Here is a 23,961-nt window from a genome sequence, read left to right as displayed (position 1 = left end):
GTTATCCCGCATTCGCCTTCAATCCAGCAGCTTCGATGCCCGCGACAGCGCAGATCTCGTCATTGTCCGACGTGTCGCCGCTGACACCGACCGCGCCGAGGAGTGTGGTGCCGTCCATGACAAGGACGCCGCCGGGCACCGGCACCAGGCGCCCCTGCGCCAGCGCATTCACGGCACTGACGAAATAGGCCTGTTCCTGGGCGCGCTGGAACAATGCCCGCGACCCCATGCCCATCGCGAGCGCGCCGTAGGCCTTGCCATGCGCGATCTCGGCGCGCATCAGGCTGGTGCCGTCCTGCGCCGCCGTGACCTTCACGCAGCCGCGGGCATCCAGAATGGTGATGACCAGCGGCTTCAGCTTCTTCTCGACGCCCTTGGCGAGGGCGGCATCGAGAATCTTGCGGGCGACGTCGAGGGTAAGTTCAGCCATAAAATCAGGTCCTTTGCGATTGAGTGGGGATTAATGCTTCACTTGCGCGCTGTCGAGGCTCATCGCGAGCACGCGGGCGACATGCAGGGCTGCACGGCTCGTGCCATCCTTGATCTGGTGCCGGCACGAGGTACCGTCGGCCACGATCAGTGCGGAAGCATCGGCGCGGCGGACCGCCGGCAGCAGCGACAGCTCGGCCATCTCCATCGAAGCCTCATAAGTGTCTGCGCCGTAGCCGAACGCGCCGGCCATGCCGCAGCAACTGGATTCGATGGTTTCGACGCTGAGTTCGGGAATGAGGCGAAGCGCCTTTTCGACCGGCTTGAACGCGCCGAATGACTTTTGATGGCAGTGGCCGTGAATCAGCGCTTTTCCCGGCATCGCGCCAAGCGGCAGCTCCAGCCGTCCGGCCTCCGCCTCGCGGACCAGGAATTCCTCGAACAGAAGAGCATGTGCGCTGATGCTCTTCGCCTCATTATCCGAGCGCAGCGAGAGCAACTCGTCGCGCAGCGTCAGGAGACAGCTCGGCTCCAACCCGATGATCGGCACCCCGCGCGCAGCAAACGGCGCATAGGTGGTGACCAGCCTGTTCAATTCGCTGCGCGCCTGATCGACTAATCCCGCTGAGAGGAACGTCCGTCCGCAACACAGCGGCCGGGCGCGATCCGCAGGCCGTGGGATATGGACGCGATATCCGGCCTCGACCAGCACCCGCAAGGCGGCGTCGAGATTTTCCCGCTCATAGGCGCGATTGAACGTATCGGCGAACAGCACGACTTCGCGGCCATCCGACGCACCATATGTCTCGGCATCGGGCCTGAACACGTCGCGGCGGAACGCGGGCAGGGCGCGTTTGGCGCTGATGCCGGCAAATTTCTCGAACAGTGCACGCAGCAACGGGCTGCTGTTGCGCCAGTTGGCGAGCGGCGCGAAGCGGGACGCCAGCTCCACATAGCGCGGGAGATAGCCGACCAGCCGGTCGCGCAGCGAAAGGCCGTGCGTCGCCGCGCGCGCAGCCAGCACCTCGATCTTCATCTTGGCCATGTCGACGCCGGTCGGGCATTCATGGCGGCACGCCTTGCAGGACACGCAGAGTTTCAGCGTCTCCATCATCTCGTCCGAAGCCAGCGCATCCGGCCCGAGTTGGCCCGAGATCGCCAGCCGCAGCGTATTGGCGCGGCCGCGCGTGACGTCCTTCTCGTTGCGGGTGGCGCGATAGGACGGGCACATCACGCCGCCCTCCAGCTTCCGACAGGCGCCGTTGTTGTTGCACATCTCGACCGCGCCCTGAAAGCCGCCGCCGGCGCCGGGATAGGCCGACCAGTCGAGCGCGGTCTTCAGGTCACCGACGCGATAGTCAGGCCGATAGCGAAACAGGCTGCGGTCGTCCATCCTGGGCGGATCGACGATCTTGCCGGGATTGAGCAGGTTCTCCGGATCGAAGCGCTGCTTGACCTCCCTGAAATCGGCGACGATGCGGGCGCCGAACATCGCTTCGTGGAATTCGGAGCGAACCAGGCCATCGCCGTGCTCGCCGGAATGCGAGCCCTTGTATTCGCGCACCATCTCGAACGCCTCTTCGGCGATGGCACGCATCGCCTTGGCGTCTTTTTCGAGCTTCAGATTGAGAACGGGCCGCACGTGCAGGCAGCCTTCCGAGGCATGAGCATACATCGTGCCGCGCGTGCCGTGCCTGGCGAAGATGGCGTTGAGCCGCTCGGTGTAGTCGGCGAGATGTGGCAGCGGCACGGCGCAGTCCTCGACGAAGGAGACCGGCTTGCCCTCCTGCTTCATCGACATCATGACGTTGAGGCCGGAGGTGCGGAAATCCGCGATGGCCGTCTGCCTCGCGGGTTCGACAACGTCGACCACGCCGCCCCATTTGCGCTGCGGATGGTTCCAGCCGAAGCCGAGATCTGCCATCAATTCGGAAAGCTGCTTCAGCTTCTGCAGATTGTCGGCCTGATCCTCTTCCGCAAATTCGACGATCAGCAGTGCATCCGGATCGCCGCGCACGGTCGCCTCGATCACGGGCTTGAACATCGCGATGTCGCGCCCGAGCGCGATCATGGTCCTGTCGACCAACTCCACCGCGATGGGACGCAGTTTCACCAGATGCTGCGCCGCGTCCATCGCCTCATAGAAACTGCCGAAATGGCAGACGCCCAGCACCTTGTTGCGGATCACGGGCCACAGTTTGAGTTCGACCTGCGTCGTGAACGCCAGCGTACCTTCGGAGCCGACCAGCAAATGCGCCAAATTGTTCGGCGCATTGCGCGGCACCAGCGCATCGAGATTGTAGCCGCCGACGCGGCGCTGCACCTTCGGGAAACGCTCGGCGACCTCGGCGGCCTCACGCTCGCCGAGATCGAGCATGTCACGGAATAGTTCGAGCCCGCTCTGCGGTGAATTCACCCGGGCCAGATCTCGCGGCACTTCGCCGAAATGCAATAGCGTGCCGTCGGCCAGCGCCGCATCCATCGACAGCGTGTTGTCGCGCATGGTGCCGTAGCGCAGCGAACGGCCGCCGCAGGAATTGTTGCCGGCCATGCCGCCGATGGTGGCGCGCGAGGCGGTGGAGACGTCGACCGGAAACCACAGCCCGTGCTTCCTGAGCTGGCGGTTGAGATCGTCGAGCACGATGCCAGGCTCGACCACGCAGGTCCGGTTCTCTACATCGAGCGAGAGCAGCCGGTTCAGGTGCTTCGAAAAGTCGACGACTAGCCCCTCGTTGACGGTCTGGCCGCATTGCGAGGTGCCGCCGCCGCGCGGGGTCACGATTCGTCCCTCGTCCTTCGCGATGGCGAGCGCCCGCAGCGCCTCGTCCATGGTCCTGGGAACCACGACGCCAAGGGGGAGGATCTGATAGAACGAGGCATCGGTCGCGTAGCGGCCGCGGCTAAATCGGTCGAACAGGACGTCGCCGGTAATATTAGACCGTAGCCGGCGCTCAAGTGATGACGCATTCTTCATCCCAAATCCTATCGTCCAAGAGGATTGTTTCGGCAATCTCTCAAGGAAGCAGATGCAATTTATCTTGGGGCGGCGTCAATTGTGAATTCATAATGTGTTGAGGGTTAGCCGTCTGTGGCCTCAGCGATCACCGCCTCCGGCATCCCGCCGAGGTGCTCGACTGCCGCGGTCCGCTTGTTGCGCAGGTGCTGGAACAGGATGTCAGCGAGCTCGCTGCCGGCCCGGCGCCGCAACGCATCCAGGATCGCTTCGTGCTCGCGCATCGCCTCGGTCCAGCGCTGTCGTTCGCGCGCGAAGTTGGCGGAATAACGAACCCGGCGGATCCGGCCGGCCAGGTTGGTGTAGATGGTGCGCAGCGTCTCGTTGCGGGATGCCGCCACGATCCTTTCATGGATGCGCTGGTTGGCCTGAAAGTAGTTGTGCATGTTGCGATGCAGGTAGTGGCCGTACATTTCGTAGTGTAGCCGCTCGATCTCGGCGATTTCTTCATCCGTGATGGTTTCGCAGGCGAGCCGCCCGGCGAGGCTTTCCAGGCCGCCCATCACGTCGAAAAGCTCCTCCAGATCGCGCTGGCCAAGCTGGCGCACGCGCGCGCCGCGGTTGGGCAGCAGCTCGATCAGTCCTTCGGCAGCCAGTACCTTGAGGGCCTCGCGCAGGGGGGTGCGGGAAATTCCGAACATTTCGCAGAGCTGCCGTTCGGGAACGCGCCCGCCGTCCGGAATGTTGCCTTCGACCACGTAGTCGCGAAGCCGCGACAGGATTTCGCCGTGGAGCGAAGGCTCAGTGCGCTCCGCGCCGTTGTCGGCGGGCTTTGCGATTGGCATCCCGGATTCGGGAATCGTTGATTTCATAGTTGCAACGGTAGTTTGCGGAGCCATCAACGTCGACGACCGATAATGCATGTAAAATATCATTTTACAAACCAAAAAATGAATGCAAAATGATCGGAGGGGGCGACGACGGGAGGTCATCATGCGGCAAGGACGGCATTTTCTGCAGATTCCGGGCCCGAGCCCTGTCCCCGACCGTGTTCTTCGGGCGATGGACATGCCGGTCATCGATCACCGCAGCGCCGAGTTCGGCCAGCTCGGGCGCACGGTGCTGGAGGGCGCCCAGAAGATTTTCCAAACCTCGGGACCGGTCATGATCTTTCCTTCGTCGGGCACCGGCGCCTGGGAAGCCGCGATCGTCAACACGCTGTCGCCGGGCGACAAGGTGCTGATGGTGGAGACCGGTCACTTCGCCACCTTGTGGCGCCAGATGGCCGCGCGCTGGGGAATTGACGTTGATTTCCTGCCCGGCGACTGGCGCCGCGGCGCAGACCCCGCGGTCATCGAAGAAAGGCTAACGCGCGACACGTCACATGCGCTCAAGGCGGTGATGGTCGTTCATAACGAAACCTCGACCGGTGCCACCAGCCGGATCGGCGAAATCCGCGCCGCGATCGACCGGGCCGGTCATCCGGCGCTCCTGATGGTCGACACCATCTCCTCGCTGGGATCGGCCGACTATCGGCACGACGAATGGAGGGTCGACGTCAGCGTGAGCTGCTCGCAGAAAGGGTTCATGCTGCCGCCCGGTCTGGGCTTCAACGCGATCTCGGACAAGGCCCGCGCTGCCGCCAAGACCAACACAATGCCGCGGTCGTATTGGGATTGGGAGGAAATGCTGAAGCCGAATGCAAACGGCTTCTTCCCGTACACGCCGGCAACCAATCTGCTCTACGGCCTGCGCGAGGCCATCGCGATGCTGCTTGAGGAGGGGCTCGACCAGGTCTTTGCACGCCATCAGCGGCTTGCCGCTGCGACGCGTGTCGCCGTCAATCACTGGGGACTGGAAGTGCTCTGCCAGGAGCCTAAGGACTTTTCGCCTGTTCTCACCGCCGTTCTGATGCCGCCGGGGCATGACGCGGACCAGTTCCGCAAGGTCGTGCTCGACAACTTCAACATGTCGCTCGGCTCCGGACTGTCGAAGGTGGCCGGCAAGGTATTCCGCATCGGCCATCTCGGCGAGTGCAATGAGCTGACCTTGCTCGCTGCGCTGACGGGCGTGGAGATGGGATTGTCGGTCGCCGGTATTCCGTACCGGGCCGGCGGCGTCGATGCCGCGATGACGTATCTGGAGCAGCGCCCGCAAGGCAATTCCCCGGCGCATCTCAAGGTCGTTGGCAGCTAGCCGGCAACTCGCGCCAGGCCCCGGGGGCGCGCTCAAGCCCCGCTTCTTATGCATTGACGTGCTCCGTCCGGCGGGCGACAAGCCCGCCAAATGGTGATATTCGAGCGGCTCGAAACGCCAAGACCGGGAAGGACGCCCATGACTGTGCATACTGGACGGCATTTTCTGCAGATTCCGGGACCGACCAACGTGCCGGACCGGGTGCTGCGTGCCATGGATATGCCGACCATGGACCACCGGGGTCCGGAATTTGCCGAGGTCGGATACGCCGCGCTGGCGGCCATGCAGCGGGTGTTTCGCACCAAGCAACCGGTGATCATCTACCCGTCGTCGGGCACCGGCGCCTGGGAGGCGGCCATCGTCAACACACTGCAGCCCGGCGACAAGGTGCTGATGGCGGAGACCGGGCAGTTCGCCGTGCTGTGGCGCGGTATCGCCGACAAGTTCAAGCTCGAAGTGGATTTCATCCCCGGCGACTGGCGCCACGGCGCCGACCTCGAGCAGATCGAGGCCCGGCTGGCGGCCGACAAGGCGCACACGATCAAGGCCGTGTGCGTGGTTCACAACGAGACGTCGACGGGCTGCGTCACCCATCCGCAGGACGTCCGCAAGATTCTCGACCGCGTGGGTCATCCCGCGCTGCTGATGGTCGACACCATCTCCGGTCTCGGCTCGCTGGAATATGAGCACGACGCCTGGGGCATCGACGTGTCGGTGGCCGGATCGCAGAAGGGCCTGATGCTGCCGCCGGGTCTCGGCTTCAATGCCATCTCGGAAAAGGCGCTCGCGGTGGCGAAGGCCAATCCGGCGATGCGCTCCTACTGGGACTGGCAGGAAGTCATCGCCATCAACAAGGCCGGCACCTGGCCCTATACGCCGGCCACCAACCTGCTGTTCGGCTTGCGCGAAGCGGTCAAGATGCTCGAGGAGGAGGGGCTGGAGAACGTCTTCGCCCGCCACAAGCGCCACAGCGCCGCGACGCGTGCCGCCATCAAGGTCTGGGGCCTGGATACGCAGTGTCAGGAGCAGGGCGCGCACTCGCCGGCGCTGACCGGCGTCGTCATGCCGGAAGGTCATGACGCCGACAACTTCCGCAAGGTCGTGCTGGAAAACTTCGACATGTCGCTCGGCACCGGCCTCAACAAGATCAAGGGCAAGGTGTTCCGGATCGGCCATATCGGCCACTTCAACGACCTGATGCTGATGGGCACGCTGTCGGGCGTCGAGATGGGCCTCGACCTCGGCAAGGTGCCGCACCGCAGCGGCGGCGTGCTGGCGGCGATGGAAGTGCTGAAGGGACGCGATGTCGTCGCGATGCCGAAGGCTGCTGCCGTCGCCTGAGATCGTTTGACCGAAACAACAATAGAGAGAGCTGCGATGAACGCGCCGGTAGCTTCGACTGAAGACCTGATCTATTCCGTCGAGGACGGGATTGCCCGGCTGACGTTCAACCGTCCGCAGGCGCGCAATGCGCTGACCTTTGCCATGTACGAGCAGATGGCGGCGATCTGCGAGACCATCAACAACGACCGTTCGATCAAGGCGATGATCCTGACCGGCGCGGGCGACAAGGCATTTGCGTCGGGTACAGACATCTCGCAGTTCCGAGCCTTCAAGACGGCGCAGGACGCGCTCGATTATGAAGCGCGGATCGACCGCGTGCTCGGCACGCTGGAAGCGTGCCGGGTGCCGACGATCGCGGCGATTGCCGGCGCCTGCACCGGCGGCGGCGCCGGGATCGCGGCGTGCTGCGACATCCGCATCGGCACCGAGACGACGCGGATGGGTTTTCCGATCGCGCGCACGCTCGGCAATTGCCTGTCGATGTCCAACATCTCCAGGCTGGTTTCGCTGGTCGGCCCGGCGCGGACCAAGGACCTGATCTTTAGGGCGCGCTTGGTCGAGGCGCCGGAAGCGCTGGCGCTCGGGCTGCTCAACGAAGTCGTGCCCGATGTCGAGACCCTGCAGCGCCGCGCCGATGAGACCGCAAAACTCGTCGCCAGCCACGCGCCGATCACGCTCGAGGTCACCAAGGAGGCGGTACGCCGCATCCGCAGGACCCTGACGCGCGACGAGGGCGAGGACCTGATCCTGCGCGCCTATATGAGCGAGGATTTCCGCGAAGGCATGGACGCGTTCCTCAACAAGCGCTCGCCGAACTGGAAGGGCAAGTAGCCTTCGCTGGCGTGTGAGTGCCTCCCTGGAGGCGCGGGCTTTCGGCGAGCCCGCGCCTTTTTGCGTATGTCGCCTACTCATGCGAAAGTCATACGCAGTAAGGTTGCAGACCGGCTTGAACTCGCCTGCATTAGTCAGCACAATGGTGCGGCGGACAGTGTCTATTTTTCTAAATACAACAATCACATAGGGATGAAACTCGTGGGACATATCCTCAAAGCCGCGGCCGCCATGACGGCCATGATCGCAACCACTCCAGCGCTTGCCGCCTGGGAGCCGACCAAGCCGGTCGAAATCGTGGTCGCAGCCGGCGCCGGTGGTGCTTCCGACCAGATGGCGCGAATGATGCAGGCGGCCATCCAGAAGAACAATCTGATGAAGCAGCCGATGGTCGTGTCGCTTAAGGGCGGTGCGTCCGGCGCCGAAGCGTTGATGTACATGAAGTCCAGCGACGGCGACGCCAACAAGGTGCTAATCGCCTATTCGCTGATCTACATGTTGCCGCTGTCGGCGAAAATCCCGTTCAACTGGCGCGACCTGACGCCGGTGTCGGTCGTCGCCCTCGATCAGTTCGTGCTGTGGGACAACGCCGAGGGTCCCAAGACGGTGAAGGACTTCATCGCCGCAGCCAAGGCGGCGAGTTCGCCGTTCAAGATGGGCGGTACCGGCTCCAAGCGGGAGGACCACGTGCTCACCGTGTTCATGGAGCAGAAGACCGGCGCGAAATTCTCCTATCTGCCGTACAAGTCCGGCGGCGAGGCGGCGACGCAGCTGGTCGGCAAGCACACCGAATCCAACGTCAACAATCCATCCGAGAATCTGGAAGTCTGGCGCGCCGGTCAGGTCCGCGCGCTCTGCGTATTCGACAAGGAGCGGATTTCCTACAAGACCAAGGTCACGGAGACGCAATCCTGGAACGACATCCCGACCTGCAAGGAGGAAGGGCTCGACGTGCAGTATCTGATGCTGCGCGCGATGTTCCTGCCAGGGAAGGTGACGCCGGACCAGCAGGCGTTCTATGTCGACCTGTTCCAGAAGGTGACGCAGACGCCGGAGTACAAGGAATATATGGAGAAGCAGGCGCTGAAGCCGATCTTCCTCACCGGCAAGGACATGCTGAAATTCCTCGAAGAGGACGACAAGCTGAACTCGCAGCTCATGAACGAAGCGGGCTTCGTCGCGAAATAATCCATCTACAATAGTTACTCCTCCGCGTGGCCGTATCCGGCCATGCGGAGGCGGACCTTTTCGATTTCCTCCTTTGAGAGCAAGGGCGGCGTGCCGATCTGCAGGCAGCCGTGATATTGCCGCGCCAGCGTCTCGACCTCGACCGCCAGCCACATTGCCTTCGACAGCGAAGGCCCGACCGCGATCATGCCGTGATGCTCGAGCAGGCAGGCCAGCCGTCCCTCCAGCGCCTTTACGGCATGTTCCGACAGCTCCTGGGTGCCGAAGGTCGCATAGGGCGCGCAGCGGATGGTGTCGCCGCCGGCGACGGCGACCATGTAGTGCACCGGGGGGATCTCCATGCCCATGATCGCCAGCATGGTCGAATAGGGCGGATGGGCGTGGACGATCGCCTGCACCTCCGGACGGGCCTTGAGGATGTCGCGGTGAAAGCGCCATTCGCTCGACGGCCGCTGCGAGGGATCGTGGTTGCCGTCGAGATGCATGTAGACGATCTGGTCGGGCTTCATCGCCTCGTAGGGCGTGCTGGTGGGCGTGATCAGCATGCCATCGCCATGGCGCAGGCTGATATTGCCTGACGTCCCCTGGTTGATGCCGAGCGTATTCATGCGCAGGCAGGCATCGATGATGGATTGGCGTTTGTCCCGGTCCTTGGTGGTCGGCATGTCAAGCCCTCTTGAAGGGGATGGACAATGCTTGATTATTGCGTCGCAGTATAGTCGAACATGTCTCTGGAATAGTTGAGTGGAGAAGTCATGACGCGCGCCGTGCTTGGCATCATCGGCGGATCCGGCATCTACGACCTGCCGGGATTGGAGGACGTCCGCGAGGAGATCATCCAAAGCCCTTGGGGCGAGCCGTCCGCGCCATTGACACGCGGTGTCATCGAAGGCCTGCCGATCGTGTTCCTGCCAAGGCACGGCAAGGGACACGTGCTGTCGCCCTCCGACATCAACTACCGCGCCAATATCGATGTGCTGAAGCGGGCAGGGGTCACCGACCTGGTTTCGCTCTCGGCCTGCGGCTCGTTCAAGGAGGAGCTGGCGCCCGGCACCTTCGTGCTGGTCGATCAGTTCGTCGACCGCACCTATAAGCGCGAGACTTCGTTCTTCGGCAAGGGCTGCGTCGCCCACGTCTCGATGGCCCATCCGGTGTCGCCGCGGCTGCACGTGCATCTCGTGGCCGCAGCCAAGGCCGAAGGCATCGCGCCGGTGCAGGGCGGTACCTATGTCTGCATGGAGGGCCCGCAGTTCTCCAGCCTCGCCGAGAGCATGACCTACAAGGCGCAGGGCTATGCCGTGATCGGCATGACCAACATGCCCGAGGCCAAGCTCGCCCGTGAGGCCGAGATCTGCTACGCCAGCGTGGCGATGGTCACCGATTACGATTGCTGGCATCCGCATCATGACGCCGTCACCGTGCAGGACATCATTCGCGTGTTGAACTCGAATGCCGGCAAGGCCAAGGTGCTGGTTGCCCGTCTCGCCAGGGATTTTCCGCGTGAGCATGAACCCTGTCCTATCGGTTCGGACAAGGCGCTCGACACCGCCTTGATCACGGCGCCGGAAGCGCGCGATGCTAAGCTGCTCGCCAAGCTCGATGCGGTCGCGGGCAGGGTGCTCCGGTCGTGAGGATGCCTTCCAGCGGGCGCGCGACGCGAAGGACGTAGAACATGAACGTCGACGGCCGGCATTTTCGCAGTATCTGGCTCGAGGACGACGGCTGCACCGTCGCCGCGATCGATCAGCGCCGGCTGCCGCATGAATTCGTGGTGGCGCGTATCACCCACGCCGAGGACGCGACCGAGGCGATCCGCTCCATGCTGGTGCGGGGGGCTCCGCTGATCGGCGCGACCGCGGCTTTTGGCGTGGCGCTCGCCATGCGCGCCGATGCTTCCGATGCGGCGCTCGACCGCGCCTATGCCATGCTGCTGGCGGCCCGGCCGACCGCGATCAACCTGAAATGGGCGCTCGACGAGATGGCGCGCTTGCTGCGGCCGTTGTCGGCGTCCGAGCGGATTGCCGCGGCCTACCGGCGGGCGGTCGAAATCGCCGACGAGGACGTTGCGATCAACCAGGGGATCGGCCGGCATGGTCTGGCGCTGATCGAGCAGATCGCGGCGAGCAAGCGGCCGGGCGAGGTGGTCAACGTCCTGACGCATTGCAATGCCGGCTGGCTCGCAACGGTCGACTGGGGCACCGCAACAGCGCCGATCTACCTTGCCCATGACCGCGGCGTGAAGGTCCATGTCTGGGTCGACGAGACGCGGCCGCGCAATCAGGGGGCTTCGCTGACCGCATGGGAACTCGGCCACCACGGCGTTCCGCACACGGTGATCCCCGACAACACCGGCGGCCATCTGATGCAGCACCGCATGGTCGATCTGGCGATCGTCGGCACCGACCGGGTGGCGGCCAATGGCGATGTCTGCAACAAGATCGGCACCTATCTGAAGGCGCTGGCCGCGCACGACAACGGCGTGCCGTTCTATGTTGCACTGCCGTCGCCGACCATCGACTTTAGTATCGATGATGGTCTCAGGCAGATCCCGATCGAGCAGCGCAGCGCCGACGAAGTGGCGACGATGTCCGGCCGCACCGCCGACGGCCGTGTCGAGACGGTGCGGGTAGTTCCCGACGGGTCGCCGGTGGCCAACTATGCCTTCGACGTCACGCCGGCGCGGCTGGTCACGGGACTGATCACCGAGCGTGGCCTGCTGCGGCCCGATCGTGCTGCACTTGCGAGCGCATTCCCGGAGCGCAGCGCCGGACATTGACGCCAGCGGCGTCGGCACGTATCCCCGTTTGCGTCTGTCGTATCGGGGTTCATCGTCTCCATGTCCAATACCGACATCGAAATCGTCGTCGAGGATCCGACCGCGCCGGAGGCCAACTCGCCTCAGGTCGTCAGCGTTCGCGTCGTCGACGTGGTCGTCTCGCTGCTGTTGCTCGCCCTCGCAATCACGCTCGGTCTCGATAACTGGCGCGCTGGAGCCGGCTGGGAATCCACCGGGCCACAGCCCGGCTATTTCCCGTTCTACCTCTCGATCATCCTCGGTGGCGCCAGTCTCTACGGGCTGGTCGCCGCGTTCCTGTCGCGCACGGAGGCCACTGAAACCTTCGTGACGCGGGCGCAGCTTCGCCGCGTGATGGCGGTATTCGTGCCAACGGTTCTGTTCTGCCTCGCCACGCAGTACCTCGGGCTCTATGTCGCGAGCTTCCTCCTGATCTCCGGTTTCATGCGCCTGGTCGGCAAGATCGCGCTGTGGAAGTCGCTGCTCACCGCCTTCATCTTCACCGCCGCGATGTTCGTGACCTTCGACGTCGCCTTCGATGTCATCATGCCAAAGGGCCCGCTCGAAGCGGCGCTCGGCCGCTAACAGGTTCGGTGGGATAGCGCCATGGAAGCCATCGGCCTCTTGATGCACGGTTTTGCCGTGCTGCTGACCTGGAAGACGCTGCTGCTGATGATGACCGGGCTGGTGCTCGGCATTTTCGTCGGCGTGCTGCCGGGCCTCGGCGGCCCCAACGGCGTCGCGATCCTGTTGCCGCTGACGTTCACGATGGACCCGACCTCGGCGATCGTGATGCTGTCCTGCATCTATTGGGGCGCGCTGTTCGGCGGCGCCATCACCTCGATCCTGTTCAACATCCCCGGCGAAGCCTGGTCGGTCGCGACCACCTTCGACGGCTATCCGATGGCGCAACAGGGGAGGGCGGCGGAAGCGTTAACTGCCGCCTTCACCTCGTCCTTCATCGGCTCGTTGGTCGCGGTGATGCTGATCACCTTCCTGGCGCCGATGATCTCTTCCTTCGCGCTGAAATTCGGACCACCGGAGTTCTTCGCGGTCTATCTGCTCACCTTCTGCTCCTTTGTCGGCCTCGGCCGCGAGGCCAAGCACAAGACCGTCATTTCAATGTCGCTCGGCCTGCTGCTCGCCGGCATCGGCATGGATACCGTTTCCGGCCAGTTGCGCATGACGTTCGGCTCGGCCGAACTGCTGCGCGGCGTCAACTTTCTCGTGGCCGTCATCGGCCTGTTCGGCATCAGCGAGATCCTGCTCACGATGGAGGAGCGGCTCGCGTTGCGCGGCCATGCTGCCGGCATCTCCCTGCGCGTGGTGCTTTCGGTGTGGAAGGATCTGCCGAAATACTGGGTGACGTTGTTTCGTTCGTCCTTCATCGGCTGCTGGCTCGGCATCACGCCGGGCGGCGCGATCGCCGCGTCCTTCATGGGCTACAACCTCGCCAAGCGCTTTTCCAAGGACCAGGACAGCTTTGGCAAGGGCCGCATCGAGGGCGTGTTCGCGCCGGAAACGGCCGCGCACGCCTCCGGCACCGCGGCGCTGCTGCCGATGCTCGCGCTCGGCATTCCCGGCTCCGGCACCGCCGCGATCCTGCTCGGCGGCCTGATGGTGTGGGGCCTTAATCCGGGGCCGTTGCTGTTCGTCGAGCACAAGGATTTCGTCTGGGGCCTGATCGCGTCGATGTATCTCGGCAATGTCGTCGGCCTCGTGCTGGTGCTGACGACGGTGCCGATCTTCGCTTCCATCCTGCGCGTGCCGTTCGCCGCGGTGGCGCCGATGATCGTGGTGTCCTGCGCGATCGGCGCCTTCGCGATCCAGAACGCGATGTTCGACATCTGGCTGATGCTGGGCTTTGGCGTCGTCGGCTACGTCTTCAAGAAGATCGGCATTCCCTTGGCGCCGTTCACGTTGGCGCTGGTGCTCGGCAACCGCGCCGAGGACGCGTTCCGCCTGTCGATGATCGGCTCGGGCGGCGATCTGAAGGTGTTCTGGTCGAACGGCCTCGTCGGGTCGATCACCACGCTGGCGATCGTGCTGCTGTTCTGGCCGGTGATCGATAGGGCCTTCAGCGGCGTCTCGCGCATGCTGCGGCCGGCGAAGGCGTAGCGGCGGGGATAGACGTTCCGCCCATCGCTGTTCGAGCTACGGCGGATAAGTCGTCTCAATGACGGTTGGACTGGCGCCAATGGTACTGCCGACCGTTAATCCGCCGAGGCTGTGGAACACTCCTGATTATCCCGTCATGATCGCTGGCGCGCACGCGGCGGATAAGATATCAGCGGGCGAGGGACACCCTGTGAATTCCATCGTTTCCGCAGCCAACCATTGAATGACACCTCTTTCGCAACTCCCCGTCGCGATTACCTGATCGCATTGCATGATGTGCTGGCGACGGCGCTTGCGCTGTTCGCAAGCTTCTGCCTGCACTCTCGAGGGGAGCGACTCCTTTTATGCCCCGCCTGCCACTGCTGAAGACCTTACGCTCTTCGTCGTCTTCATCGTTATCTGCTACGTCTTTAATCTGGCGACCACGAAATGGTGTCTTCATTGTTGTCGATCATGGCATCTGCCCGGCGCGATCCGTTCGCGCGCATGCTGAACGTTGACCTCATCGCGGTCGTGGTGGCGGCGCTGCTGCCGTGGTCGACCAGCGGGGTGAGCATCGGCATGGTGGTCTGGCTGGCTGCACTGGCCACAAGGCTCGAATTGCGTCCGTTCTTGCGCTCGCTGCAACGGCCGATCAGCGCGCTGCCGATTGCGCTCGTTGCGCTTGCCGTCGCGGGAACATTGTGGTCGGACGCGTCCTGGGGGGCGCGCCTCTATGCCCTGAGTCCCGCGACGAAGCTACTGCTTCTGCCGTTCCTATTCTATCACTTCGAGCGGTCGACGCGGGGCATGTGGGTATTCATTGCATTCCTGGCGTCCTGCACGCTGCTAACGGCCGCCTCCTGGCTCGTCGCGATTTATCCCAGCCTCTCGCTGAAGGCTCCCGGCGAGGCGGGGGGGCACGGCATCTTCGTCAAGAACTATATCGCCCAGAGCCAGGAATTCGTGCTGTGCACTGTGGTGCTCGCTTTCCCCATCGTTACGTTGCTGCGCGATGGGAAAATCAGGCAGGCACTGTTGCTGACGGCTTTGGCGACGAATTTTTTCCTTAACATGACGTTCGTTGTGGTGTCGCGCACCGCGCTGGTCACGCTGCCGGTGATGCTCGCCGCATTCGCGATGGCGCATTTGAGATGGCGAACCAACGTGCTCCTGTTCGTTGCCGCCGTCATGCTCGGCGCGCTGGCCTGGACCTTATCGCCGCAATTGCAGGCGACCACGGATAAGTTCTCGCGGGATTACCGCATCTATAAGGAATTCAATCAGCCGACGTCGATCGGGCTGCGGCTCGAATTCTGGGAGAAGTCGTTGCGGTTCTTCGCCGAGGCGCCCGTGATCGGCCATGGCACGGGATCGACACGAGGGTTGTTCGAAGCGGCCGCGACCGGGCCTGCGGTGCTGGCGCAGGGCGCGGTGATCGGGAACCCGCATAACCAGACTCTCAACGTCGCGGTCCAGTGGGGTGCTGTCGGGGTGGTGATCCTGTACGCAATCTGGTTTTCGCATTTCGCGCTGTTTCGCGGCCACGGTCTGGCGGCTTGGATTGGTCTGATGGTCGTGCTGCAGAACATGTTCAGTTCGCTGTTCAACTCGCATCTGTTCGATTTTCACGAGGGCTGGATGTATGTGCTCGGCGTTGGAGTGGCCGGCGGTATGGTGCTCCAGGCCAGATCCCGCGGCGAGGCGGGGGAACCTTCCAAAATTGTTCGACCATGATCGCTGGCCTGCGCGCCGGAGATGAGATATCAGCGGACTCGGGACGCCCACGAATCCGCCCGCCGGTTTGTGCAGCCGACCTTTGGAATGACGCCTCTTTCGCAACTGACCCGTCGCAATTTCCTGATCGCAACGCGCTGGCGACCGCAATGGCGCTGCTCGCGAGCTTCTACCTGCGGTATGACGCGGGCGCAGCCTTTTATGCGCGCCTGCTGCTGCGCATTACACGCCCTACAGCGCCGCTCTGCGTTAGCCTGACGAATGTGCCGCTCTCCGTGCACTTCCGGCCAGCCACGCCCGTCGCCAGTTTGACACCCGCACTGCATGCCTTTGTCGCTGAAGAGGAAGGGGCGTTCATCTTCTCGATGTAGATCCGGCCATCCTGTATGGGCTGAAGGCGTGCGCGTGCTCCATTGGGCGACGCGGCTTTCTAGGTCGTGGTAGGGAGCGGGCGGTGGCTGCCGCTTCCTGTGCAGCGGCCTCTCGTTTCGGAAAATCAGAAATTTAGATTGACCTGTCGGGCAAATCAGTGCTCTATAGAGTGCCTGGGACGTTTCCAGGAGGTTGTAATGTCCGACCAATCATTCCGAGCTTTTCGCGATTTCGAAACTCAACGGCGATTTTAGAAGGAACTACGGCAAGCTATTAGGCGCTTATCTCTATTTGCGATCCGTCAGCGCCGCGCGCGGCCGCACTTGGTTTTGGGCGGGCTTGGTTTCCTTCGCTGGTTCCGTAGTGTTGGCGTGGGTGGTGCGGCATGGCTGGACCATCCAAATCTCGCCTTGATCTCTGCAATTAGTTTGTCCACCGTCTCAACGCGAGCCGCCCTGTGGTGGGCCAAAGAGCTGTCGGAAAGCGTCAGATACCTCGGGCAGTCCGACACACGCACGAGCACATAATCTTGAATCGCTATGTTGGAGGCATTCAATCGCAGGACAACGAGCACGTCGTCATCGGGCTTCGGGCGGTGGGCTCGCCATTGCGCAGCATGATTTGCGCCCCTTTTCGCCAACTGGCGAACGACCTGAAACCGAATCTTTCGTCGTCGCCCAAGTGACAGACTTGGGCCATCTGTTATGTCCACCGGAATGCCAAGGTCGGTTCTCAGTGCTTCAGCAACCCGCGCTGCAAGACTTGAGAGAGCATCAGACCAATGCTGTCGTGCATCATACCAAGCGCAGTCACGTGAGGCTTTGTAGCCAATGAGCGCATAGGCTTTCCTTATAGAGCCAAAGTGCTTGACGTAACTTTGGGTAGACGGAATTCCGGCCGTATTTCGGATGATGCCATCGCTAAAGCTTTCCCTTGCGAGCAAGCGTGAGCCGTAGCCGCCGCAACATCTCGTCCTCAGGGAGAACCATGTACCGGTCGGACATAATTTTCTGGGCACGAGCGAAGAGGTCTTGTTCAATTATCGGGTCCACCGCCCCCGTACTCCGAATCCAAGATTGATGAGGGTTGTTTATCAACTTTTGCCCAAGGCGGCGGGAGGTGCGATTGTAGACTAGATTTCCAACATAGTTCTCGTTCTTGAGAATAGCTTGGATCATGATGTCGGTCCACGGACGGCCATGCTGATTGGCGATGCTCGCAAAATTGAGCTGTCGTGCAATTTCGACGTTCGTTTTTCGCTCGATAACAAACTGGTGGAATATCCATCTGACGACTGCGACCTCTTCGTCAGACCCGAGCCGAAGCCGCACGCGATCGGTTTTCAGTGCCTTACACTCCCCCTTCGCCAACTTGCCTTTCGAACGTTTTTTCTCGTCCACCATCTCCCTGTACAGCCCGAACGTGAGCGGGCCACCCACTCGATAGCCTAACCCTGCTATCCGGCAGTGACCGGCGTGCACCTTCACGCCAAGTTCGCGGCTATACTCAGCCGCCATCACGCGCTTGATGTTCTTGACGATGCTCGACAGAAGGCTTCCGTCATTGTCGAACTGCTCAGCGCAATAGGCAACCTTGATGCCGTTTCGCTTGCAGACAAACTCGTAATGCGCGCTCTCGTCGACATCCTGGAAGCGTCCCCATCGACTGACGTCGTAGACTAAGATGTGGTCGAAGTCCGCGTTTCCGGATTGAACATCCTCGATTAACTCGATCAGGCCCGATCGTCCGTTGATCCTTAGACCACTGCGTCCTTCGTCGACATAAGTCCGAACAATAGTGAGGTTGCGTTGCTGCGCGTACGCCGCAATGGCAGCCGCCTGATTCTGAATCGAATACCGCTGGAGTTCGGTCGACATTCGCACATACTGTGCCGCACGAAGCGCCTTCTGGGCTTTTGCCAGCTGCGTATTGCGGCGGATGACGAGCGCATTGACCATGGCCCTTATTCCCGATCGGTCTGCTCGCAGATCATCCAATCCCTGAACCGGCTCGGGTGCAAGGGTTGCCTGCTTAAAGGCGTTCCGCTGGCCGGCTTTCCACGACCCCGAGAGAAATTACCGGGTTCTTTTGTTTTTTCTGCCGATCAATTTTGCCGGCGGTCCACTTAAACCAGGTGCAACTAGCGCGGTTTAACTTTGTTGTGGCCAGTCTATTCCGAGTCCATGCCATCTTGCGATGAACAGGACAATCGCAACCCGCTGAACCGAGTGCCCCCGAAGCTCGCCCACGCGCAGCCGAGATGCCGGCTTCGTGTTGCTCCTCTGCAATGGAACGTCGACTGGCTTTTCCAGCGGCCTGCGGCACCCGGTTGACGAATTCGATTTGTACCGGGGCGGCTAACGCCAGCTCGGATGAAACGCATCATGTTCGCCGGCGAGGTTAAACCGGACGCCGGTGTGCCTCGGGCAAAATTGCACACACTAGAAGGGATGCCTATCGATGACAGCTTTGGATATTCTCTGACGCACTTAGCTTTCATCCGCCAACCACTGTTCTACGGCCTCAACTGCGTCGAGCGCCTTTGCTCGCGGCAATGCTTTTGCCTCTAGATAGAGCGAAAGCAGTGCGCTGCCATTGGCGCTGATACGTGTGGTTTCGGACGCTAGGTTGTTGCCCGCAGTCTTGGCAGCTTTCATTATCTGCTCCGCGATCGCCTTTTTCCGACCAATCGGCCATTCTCCGACCGGGCCGAACTGGTCTTCAAATTCGTTACGAACTGCAACGAACGCGGAACGGACCCAGTACCTGTCGTCGCGGTTCATGCGCCGATAGCGGCTCAAGATACTGTTGACCTGCTGCGAGATGATATGCGCTCGTCTAGCTTCGGCCCAATATCTTCTGATAGCTTCGATCATGACTAGCTTCCCGCACAGACGGTATCTTAACCGTTCCGTCGCGTTTGGGTAAACTGACGTCCGGCCATTAGCGGACGCCAGGATTTTTGGTGGGTTTTCCGGTGGACCGCGCGGCCAGGACCGCGTTCTCGCGTTGCTCAAGAATGCTGATTTTGCTGCCCGTCTCGCGCTCCTTGACGCGGCGGTGACCGAGAACGGTCGAAAGGACTGCGATCACGATGGAGCGAGTGATCAACGGGCTCGCCAAGATGCTTTCGAACATGGGCGGCTGCATGCTCTCTGACGGTGCCGCCGCGCTCGGCTGCGAGCATCAGGTGATGGACAGCGATCTGCCAACGCTCCTGCCCAGATGTCTTCCCAGGAACGGCGACCGTGTAATCGGCGGCGTCGCGCAGCCTTCCGCCATCACCCTCACTTGGAGAAGCTGTTAGCGGGGACCAAGCAGTGGTTCTCCGGCTTGAGCGAGCCGCGCCAGTGCGGCGATGATGTGTTGCGGATGTTTGTGATCGGCGGTCGCAATTGCGCATTGAAATTGCGCTTGCGTGCAAAGCAAATCAGTTCCCAATCGGGCTATGAATCGTGTGCCGGAGCCGATGGCATGAGTTCACGTTCTAACTCGGTGCCCGGCAGCGTGCCTCGCACGTTGATGCGCTCCCCGCCTGGCTTGCTGACGTAAAGTTGGCTCTCCAATATGGATTGCATGTTCTCGAACATCGAATAGAGGTCGTCGCAATAGACCGACGGATTGTCGTAACCATTGTTCCTGGAAAAACGATGCGGAAGATAGCCGCCGCCGCAGGCGTTCATGAACTTGCACGCTCGGCACTTTTCGCAAAGATAGATTGAAGCATCGCGCGCGGCTTGCCAGCGAGGCTCGTTCCTGACGTCATCGATGGCATGATCGAAGATGTTGAACCTGGTCTGGGTGAATCCGTCGCCCGCGATCCGCAACACGTCGTGGGCCTCCACGGTGCCATCGGTCATGACGGTGCAAAGTTCGACCGGCTTGTGCCCGACGCCCTCGGTGGGCGAATTGTTGCCGAGCAGGGCGGTGATCATGTCGGAAACGATCCGGATACTGGTTGTCGGCGCGCTGCGATTGGCCGCCAGCCACAGGTCGAACAGGCCATTATAGAACGAGGCGATGGATGCGGGCTTCTCATCCACCGTCGCATCGGGAATCATGATGTCATAGCTTGAAATCCCGCACTTCGCGAAGAACTCGACATACTCTGCCGGCGGGTAGGCGGGATTGCAGACGGCCAATGCCATGACGCCAATGTCGCGCGATACCAGCATGCGGGCAGCGCGTTCCACGGCGGCGTGGGTGCCCGTGCCTTGAAACGTGCGGCGGTGAATGTCGTGAATATGTTCTGGTCCATCAAGGCTGATCGCAACCGAGATGTTGCGCGTCTCGAAGCAGTCCAGCCATTCATCATCGATCAGCACGCCATTCGTTGTAACCGCGATCGGTATTTCGCAGCCTGTTCGTGATGAAATGTCTTCACAGGCTTCGGCAAAACGGTGGAAATTCTCAACGCCCCACAGCAAGGGCTCACCGCCGTGCAGAACGGTGGGAAAATCGACAAGGGAGTGTCTCGCGACATGCTGTTCGATGCGCTGAAATAATTGATGCAACACGCGGCTGCTCATCAGCTTTGGCTTGTCGTAGACAGCGGCGTCGCGGAACCAATAGCAATAGGAGCAATCAATGTTGCACCTCGTTGCTACCTTGACCAGCAACTGGGTGATCGGCTGGTCCCGAAAGGCAGTGGAATCTGAATCGTCAGCCGACATGCCGGCACCGAAATGGGCTGGATGAAATGATTACCAGTCTTCGACCATAGCGCTTTCGAGCGAAGTGGATCCCGGTTCGCGTTAAGAAAACGCGTCAAATCAAGAATCCAGAGCCGGTTCTGATTTGATCAGAACCGAAGGGGCTCTAGCCTAGTAGCCTCGGAGAAATCCCCCTCTGCGGAACGCGCCGGCACCCGGATAGTATCCCCCCGCTCTGCGAAAAGCACCTGCACGCGGCCCTCTGGCAAATGCGCCTCGTCTGAAGGCAACCTCGGTTGCCACGGGATCGGCACCCTGTCCACGCAGGTCATTCAGCAACGCGTCAATGCCTTGGTGGTCGCTCTGTATTGTTGCGCCTGGACCGTGCAGTTGCAGGAGGCTCGCCAAAACCTTCAGCGTCGTTATCGCCATGATCATGCTCCTCTTTTCGCGAAGCAGTCGAGGGATCGAACGAAAGGCCGGTGTTCACCGGTTGAGCAGCGGAGAAAGTATGCCTCCTTTATTGTAGCCGAAATGTGGTGAGGTCGGGGTAACTGCTTCTGACGGCGCAAAAGCGAGCTGCCTTCATCGTCTGCGCTTCAGCCCGGTAACAGCCGCTTCGGCAGGCTGAACGCGAGCCGGTAGAGCGGCAGAGCATCGATGGCCCCTTGCTCCTCGGCAGGAAGGATCTTGCGCAAGTGAGCGAGGGCGTCGCGGACCGCGGGCTCTTCGAGTCCCTCGATCAGCAGCAGCGCGGCGAAGGAGCCGTCGTTGGCCCGCATGCCTTTCTCGCGGGTCTTGATCGAGGTCTGCGCGACGTCGGTGAGGAGCACGCGTGCGGCGATGATCCGGTCGAGGCGGGCGAGTTCGGCGACGATTCCGGCGGCGTCCCAGGGCGGGACGGCGTCGAGCCGCAAGGGCGCGACGATACCGCCCTGGCCGGTGCCGGCGGAGGCCGCAACGCGGCCGCCGCCGCGCGCGAAATTGCCGAGCCGGGGCATGATGCGCTGCGACCATGGCGTCGGCGCGTTGAGCCGGGCCAGATAATCCGGTCCGCCGACGACGCGCTTATCCTCGAGCTCATAGAGGATGAAGTAGCGGTTCACTGATGCACCCAGCGCGCGAAAAATGCGGCACGCCAGAAAACCATCGATGCCGACGCGCTCGGCGGCATGTTCGCGCGTGATCCAGTGCGCCCAGTCGGTTTCGTCCTGCGGCGTCAGATCGCTCCAGATGGCGAGATAGCCGGCTCCCTGCATGGCGGGGTTCCTTACTTCGGTCCGACGCGCACGGCGGCCGGGAGGGCCGCGGGCAGCTTGCCGGCGCCCTGCAGCGCGGCCTGCATCGCGACGATGTAGCCGTAGGGGCCGAGGCCGGCGATCACGCCCTTGACCGCGGCCGAGAGCTTGGAGTGCCGGTGCAGCTCGTCGCGGGCATGGATGTTCGAAATATGCACCTCGTAGATCGGACCTTCGAAGATCTTCATGGCGTCGAACATCGCAATCGAGGTGAAGGAATAGGCGGCGGGGTTGATGATGAGGGCGTCCGCTGAGGTCCGCGCGGACTGGATCAGGTCGACCAGCACGCCCTCATGGTTGGACTGGTGGAACGCCAGCACCGCGCCGGCAAAGGCGGCGAACTCCTCGCAGGAGGCCTTGATGGCGTCGAGCGTGGTCGAGCCGTAGATGTGCGGCTCGCGGATGCCGAGCATGTTGAGGTTAGGACCATTGAGGATCATGATGCGCATGGAATGCCTTTCACGGGAAAATGAGGGGCAGTGTAGCCGATGGTGGCGACATGTCAGCCCGGCCCTACGGCCTGCTCGAAGCCGCGCTAAAGCGTGATCTGAAGACCGTGACCGAAACGCTGATCGCGCATGTGAAGAATTGCATGGAGCAGCCGCTGGCAACGGCGTTGCCGAAGTAGGGCGGAGCTCTCACCGCGTCATTGCCTGCAACAAGCGCGAAGCGCTCGTGCAAGGGAGCAGCGCGACGAAGCAATCCATTTCAACGGGTTAGATGGATTACTTCGCGGAGCCTGTCATCCGGCGGCGCCTCGTGGCTCGCAATGACGGTTCGGGCGGATCACACCACCTTGCGCTGCCGCAACTCAGCGATCTCGTCCTTTGCGAAGCCGAACTCGGCCAGCACTTCCTCGGTCTGTTCGCCGAATTCCGGCGGCCGCGCGGCCATCGTGCTTGGCGTGCGCGACAGCGATACCGGCTGGCCGACGAGCTGGATGTGGCGATTCTCGTCGTTGGGCACGTGCTGGGCGATGCCGAGATGCCTGACCTGGGCATCGTCGAACATCTGGTCGATTGAATAGATCGGGCCGCAGGGCACGCCGGCCTCGTTCAATTCCCTGACCCAGGTTTCGGTCGATTTCTTCTCGGTGAGCTTGCCGATCGCGGCATTGAGCGCGTCGCGGTTCTTCGAGCGCGCGGGCGCGGTGGCGTAATCGGGATTGGTGATCAGCTCAGGCGCGCCGATCGCCTGCGCGCAGCGCTCCCAGATCCGCCCACCCGTGGTGGCGATGTTGATGTAACCGTCGGAGGTCTTGAAGACGCCGGTCGGGATCGAGGTCGGATGGTTGTTGCCGGCCTGCCTGGCGACGTCCTTTTCCATCAGCCAGCGCGAGGCCTGGAAATCCAGCATGAAGATCTGCGCCTGCAGCAGCGAGGTCTGCACCCACTGGCCCTCGCCGGAGACGTCGCGCTCCAGCAGTGCCGTGAGGATGCCGAGCGCGCAGAACAGCCCGGCAGTGAGGTCAGCGACGGGAATGCCGACCCGCATCGGGCCCTCGCCGGGGGCGCCGGTGATCGACATCAGCCCGCCCATGCCCTGCGCGATCTGATCGAAGCCCGGCCGCTTGTGATAGGGGCCGTCCTGGCCGAAGCCGGAGATGCTGCCATAGACGAGGCGCGGATTGATCTGGCGCAGGCTCTCATAGTCGATGCCGAGCTTGGCCTTCACGTCGGGACGGAAGTTCTCGACCACCACGTCGGCCTGCCCCGCGAGGCGCTTGAACACTTCCAGACCCCTGGGATCCTTCAAATTCAGCGTCATGGCCCGCTTGTTGCGGTGCAAATTCTGGAAGTCCGAGCCCTGGCGCGGGCCGCCCGGCTGCTCGCCGCCGCCGTCCTCCAGCAACGCGTCGATCTTGATGACGTTGGCGCCCCAGTCCGCCAGCTGCCGAACACAGGTCGGCCCGGAGCGAACGCGGGTCAGATCGAGCACGGTGAACCGGGAAAGGGCCTGTGAAGCGCGGGGGGAGGGCATCAAGAAATCTCCAGCCAACAATTGGTCAAGCTCAAATTATCGGCGAAATACATGGGCTTGTCATGCCATCATCGCGGATGCTGTCCGCGC

22 protein-coding genes and 1 pseudogene are annotated in these 23,961 nt (G+C 62.3%); 11 read left to right on the top strand and 12 right to left on the bottom strand.

Going from position 1 to position 23,961, the window contains the following annotated elements; genetic code table 11:
• Position 1: 1 nt before the first annotated feature.
• From LMTR21_RS27975 to LMTR21_RS27965, 3 genes are all read right to left on the bottom strand, one after another.
• Positions 2-430 (bottom strand): GlcG/HbpS family heme-binding protein, encoded by a 429-nt coding sequence (locus LMTR21_RS27975; RefSeq protein ID WP_065754453.1) that lies wholly within the window; start codon positions 428-430, stop codon positions 2-4.
• A gap of 30 nt (positions 431-460) precedes the next feature.
• On the bottom strand, positions 461-3,403 hold the full coding sequence (locus tag LMTR21_RS27970; RefSeq protein WP_065754454.1) for an FAD-binding and (Fe-S)-binding domain-containing protein: 2,943 nt from the start codon (positions 3,401-3,403) through the stop codon (positions 461-463).
• 104 nt (positions 3,404-3,507) lie between these two features.
• A complete protein-coding gene (locus tag LMTR21_RS27965) occupies positions 3,508-4,254 on the bottom strand; it encodes a GntR family transcriptional regulator (RefSeq protein WP_084030769.1) in 747 nt (248 codons plus the stop codon).
• A 121-nt stretch (positions 4,255-4,375) separates the two neighbouring features.
• Here LMTR21_RS27965 and LMTR21_RS27960 point away from each other — a divergent pair, with 121 nt between their 5' ends.
• From LMTR21_RS27960 to LMTR21_RS27945, 4 genes are all read left to right on the top strand, one after another.
• Complete coding sequence (locus tag LMTR21_RS27960; RefSeq protein ID WP_065754455.1) at positions 4,376-5,578, top strand: pyridoxal-phosphate-dependent aminotransferase family protein; 1,203 nt, start codon at positions 4,376-4,378, stop codon at positions 5,576-5,578.
• 138 nt (positions 5,579-5,716) lie between these two features.
• The gene (locus LMTR21_RS27955; protein ID WP_065754540.1) at positions 5,717-6,919 is read left to right on the top strand and encodes a pyridoxal-phosphate-dependent aminotransferase family protein; all 1,203 of its coding nucleotides are present in this window, start codon (positions 5,717-5,719) and stop codon (positions 6,917-6,919) included.
• Between the two features lie 36 nt (positions 6,920-6,955).
• Entirely contained in the window at positions 6,956-7,753 is a 798-nt protein-coding gene (locus LMTR21_RS27950) for an enoyl-CoA hydratase/isomerase family protein (protein ID WP_065754456.1), read from the top strand.
• Positions 7,754-7,984: 231 nt separating this feature from the next.
• The gene (locus LMTR21_RS27945; RefSeq protein WP_430642601.1) at positions 7,985-8,941 is read left to right on the top strand and encodes a Bug family tripartite tricarboxylate transporter substrate binding protein; all 957 of its coding nucleotides are present in this window, start codon (positions 7,985-7,987) and stop codon (positions 8,939-8,941) included.
• A gap of 14 nt (positions 8,942-8,955) precedes the next feature.
• Here the strand turns inward: LMTR21_RS27945 and LMTR21_RS27940 are convergent, their stop codons facing one another.
• Complete coding sequence (locus tag LMTR21_RS27940; protein ID WP_065754457.1) at positions 8,956-9,606, bottom strand: class II aldolase/adducin family protein; 651 nt, start codon at positions 9,604-9,606, stop codon at positions 8,956-8,958.
• A gap of 90 nt (positions 9,607-9,696) precedes the next feature.
• Between LMTR21_RS27940 and LMTR21_RS27935 the strand changes: the two genes are divergently transcribed.
• The 6 genes from LMTR21_RS27935 to LMTR21_RS27910 all read left to right on the top strand — a co-directional run bounded on the left by LMTR21_RS27935 (position 9,697) and on the right by LMTR21_RS27910 (position 15,940).
• Positions 9,697-10,572: an S-methyl-5'-thioadenosine phosphorylase gene (locus tag LMTR21_RS27935; protein ID WP_065754458.1), complete on the top strand. Its 876-nt coding sequence runs from the start codon at positions 9,697-9,699 to the stop codon at positions 10,570-10,572.
• Positions 10,573-10,613: 41 nt separating this feature from the next.
• Complete coding sequence (gene mtnA, locus LMTR21_RS27930) at positions 10,614-11,717, top strand: S-methyl-5-thioribose-1-phosphate isomerase (protein ID WP_065754459.1); 1,104 nt, start codon at positions 10,614-10,616, stop codon at positions 11,715-11,717.
• 60 nt (positions 11,718-11,777) lie between these two features.
• Positions 11,778-12,320, top strand: a complete 543-nt coding sequence (locus LMTR21_RS27925; protein ID WP_065754460.1) for a tripartite tricarboxylate transporter TctB family protein — start codon at positions 11,778-11,780, stop codon at positions 12,318-12,320.
• 21 nt (positions 12,321-12,341) lie between these two features.
• The gene (locus LMTR21_RS27920; protein WP_057840312.1) at positions 12,342-13,853 is read left to right on the top strand and encodes a tripartite tricarboxylate transporter permease; all 1,512 of its coding nucleotides are present in this window, start codon (positions 12,342-12,344) and stop codon (positions 13,851-13,853) included.
• Positions 13,854-14,282: 429 nt separating this feature from the next.
• Entirely contained in the window at positions 14,283-15,569 is a 1,287-nt protein-coding gene (locus tag LMTR21_RS27915; RefSeq protein ID WP_065754461.1) for an O-antigen ligase family protein, read from the top strand.
• A 149-nt stretch (positions 15,570-15,718) separates the two neighbouring features.
• A complete protein-coding gene (locus LMTR21_RS27910; RefSeq protein WP_065754462.1) occupies positions 15,719-15,940 on the top strand; it encodes a hypothetical protein in 222 nt (73 codons plus the stop codon).
• Between the two features lie 921 nt (positions 15,941-16,861).
• On the opposite strand, the gene LMTR21_RS27905 is transcribed toward LMTR21_RS27910, so the two are convergent.
• From LMTR21_RS27905 to LMTR21_RS27870, 7 genes and pseudogenes are all read right to left on the bottom strand, one after another.
• Positions 16,862-17,899: a recombinase family protein gene (locus LMTR21_RS27905; RefSeq protein ID WP_065754463.1), complete on the bottom strand. Its 1,038-nt coding sequence runs from the start codon at positions 17,897-17,899 to the stop codon at positions 16,862-16,864.
• A 531-nt stretch (positions 17,900-18,430) separates the two neighbouring features.
• Entirely contained in the window at positions 18,431-18,817 is a 387-nt protein-coding gene (locus tag LMTR21_RS27900) for a hypothetical protein (RefSeq protein WP_065754464.1), read from the bottom strand.
• A 67-nt stretch (positions 18,818-18,884) separates the two neighbouring features.
• Positions 18,885-19,079, bottom strand: coding sequence for a hypothetical protein (locus tag LMTR21_RS27895; protein ID WP_084030771.1), 195 nt, complete (start codon positions 19,077-19,079; stop codon positions 18,885-18,887).
• Between the two features lie 152 nt (positions 19,080-19,231).
• Positions 19,232-19,330: pseudogene (locus LMTR21_RS41260) on the bottom strand (SOS response-associated peptidase); the annotation flags it as partial.
• 57 nt (positions 19,331-19,387) lie between these two features.
• The gene (locus tag LMTR21_RS27885) at positions 19,388-20,614 is read right to left on the bottom strand and encodes a radical SAM protein (RefSeq protein ID WP_065754466.1); all 1,227 of its coding nucleotides are present in this window, start codon (positions 20,612-20,614) and stop codon (positions 19,388-19,390) included.
• 578 nt (positions 20,615-21,192) lie between these two features.
• On the bottom strand, positions 21,193-21,852 hold the full coding sequence (locus LMTR21_RS27875; RefSeq protein ID WP_148636021.1) for a hypothetical protein: 660 nt from the start codon (positions 21,850-21,852) through the stop codon (positions 21,193-21,195).
• Between the two features lie 11 nt (positions 21,853-21,863).
• Positions 21,864-22,340, bottom strand: coding sequence for a type II 3-dehydroquinate dehydratase (locus LMTR21_RS27870; protein WP_065754469.1), 477 nt, complete (start codon positions 22,338-22,340; stop codon positions 21,864-21,866).
• A gap of 50 nt (positions 22,341-22,390) precedes the next feature.
• Here LMTR21_RS27870 and LMTR21_RS41525 point away from each other — a divergent pair, with 50 nt between their 5' ends.
• Complete coding sequence (locus tag LMTR21_RS41525; RefSeq protein WP_283813517.1) at positions 22,391-22,519, top strand: hypothetical protein; 129 nt, start codon at positions 22,391-22,393, stop codon at positions 22,517-22,519.
• A gap of 158 nt (positions 22,520-22,677) precedes the next feature.
• Here the strand turns inward: LMTR21_RS41525 and LMTR21_RS27865 are convergent, their stop codons facing one another.
• Complete coding sequence (locus tag LMTR21_RS27865; protein WP_065754470.1) at positions 22,678-23,871, bottom strand: CaiB/BaiF CoA transferase family protein; 1,194 nt, start codon at positions 23,869-23,871, stop codon at positions 22,678-22,680.
• Positions 23,872-23,961: the final 90 nt, after the last annotated feature.

This window comes from Bradyrhizobium paxllaeri (assembly GCF_001693515.2).
GTDB classification, from domain to species: Bacteria; Pseudomonadota; Alphaproteobacteria; order Rhizobiales; family Xanthobacteraceae; genus Bradyrhizobium; species Bradyrhizobium paxllaeri.
The sequence above is the reverse complement of the archived record's forward strand: the minus strand, read 5'-3'. Positions and strand labels throughout refer to the sequence as shown.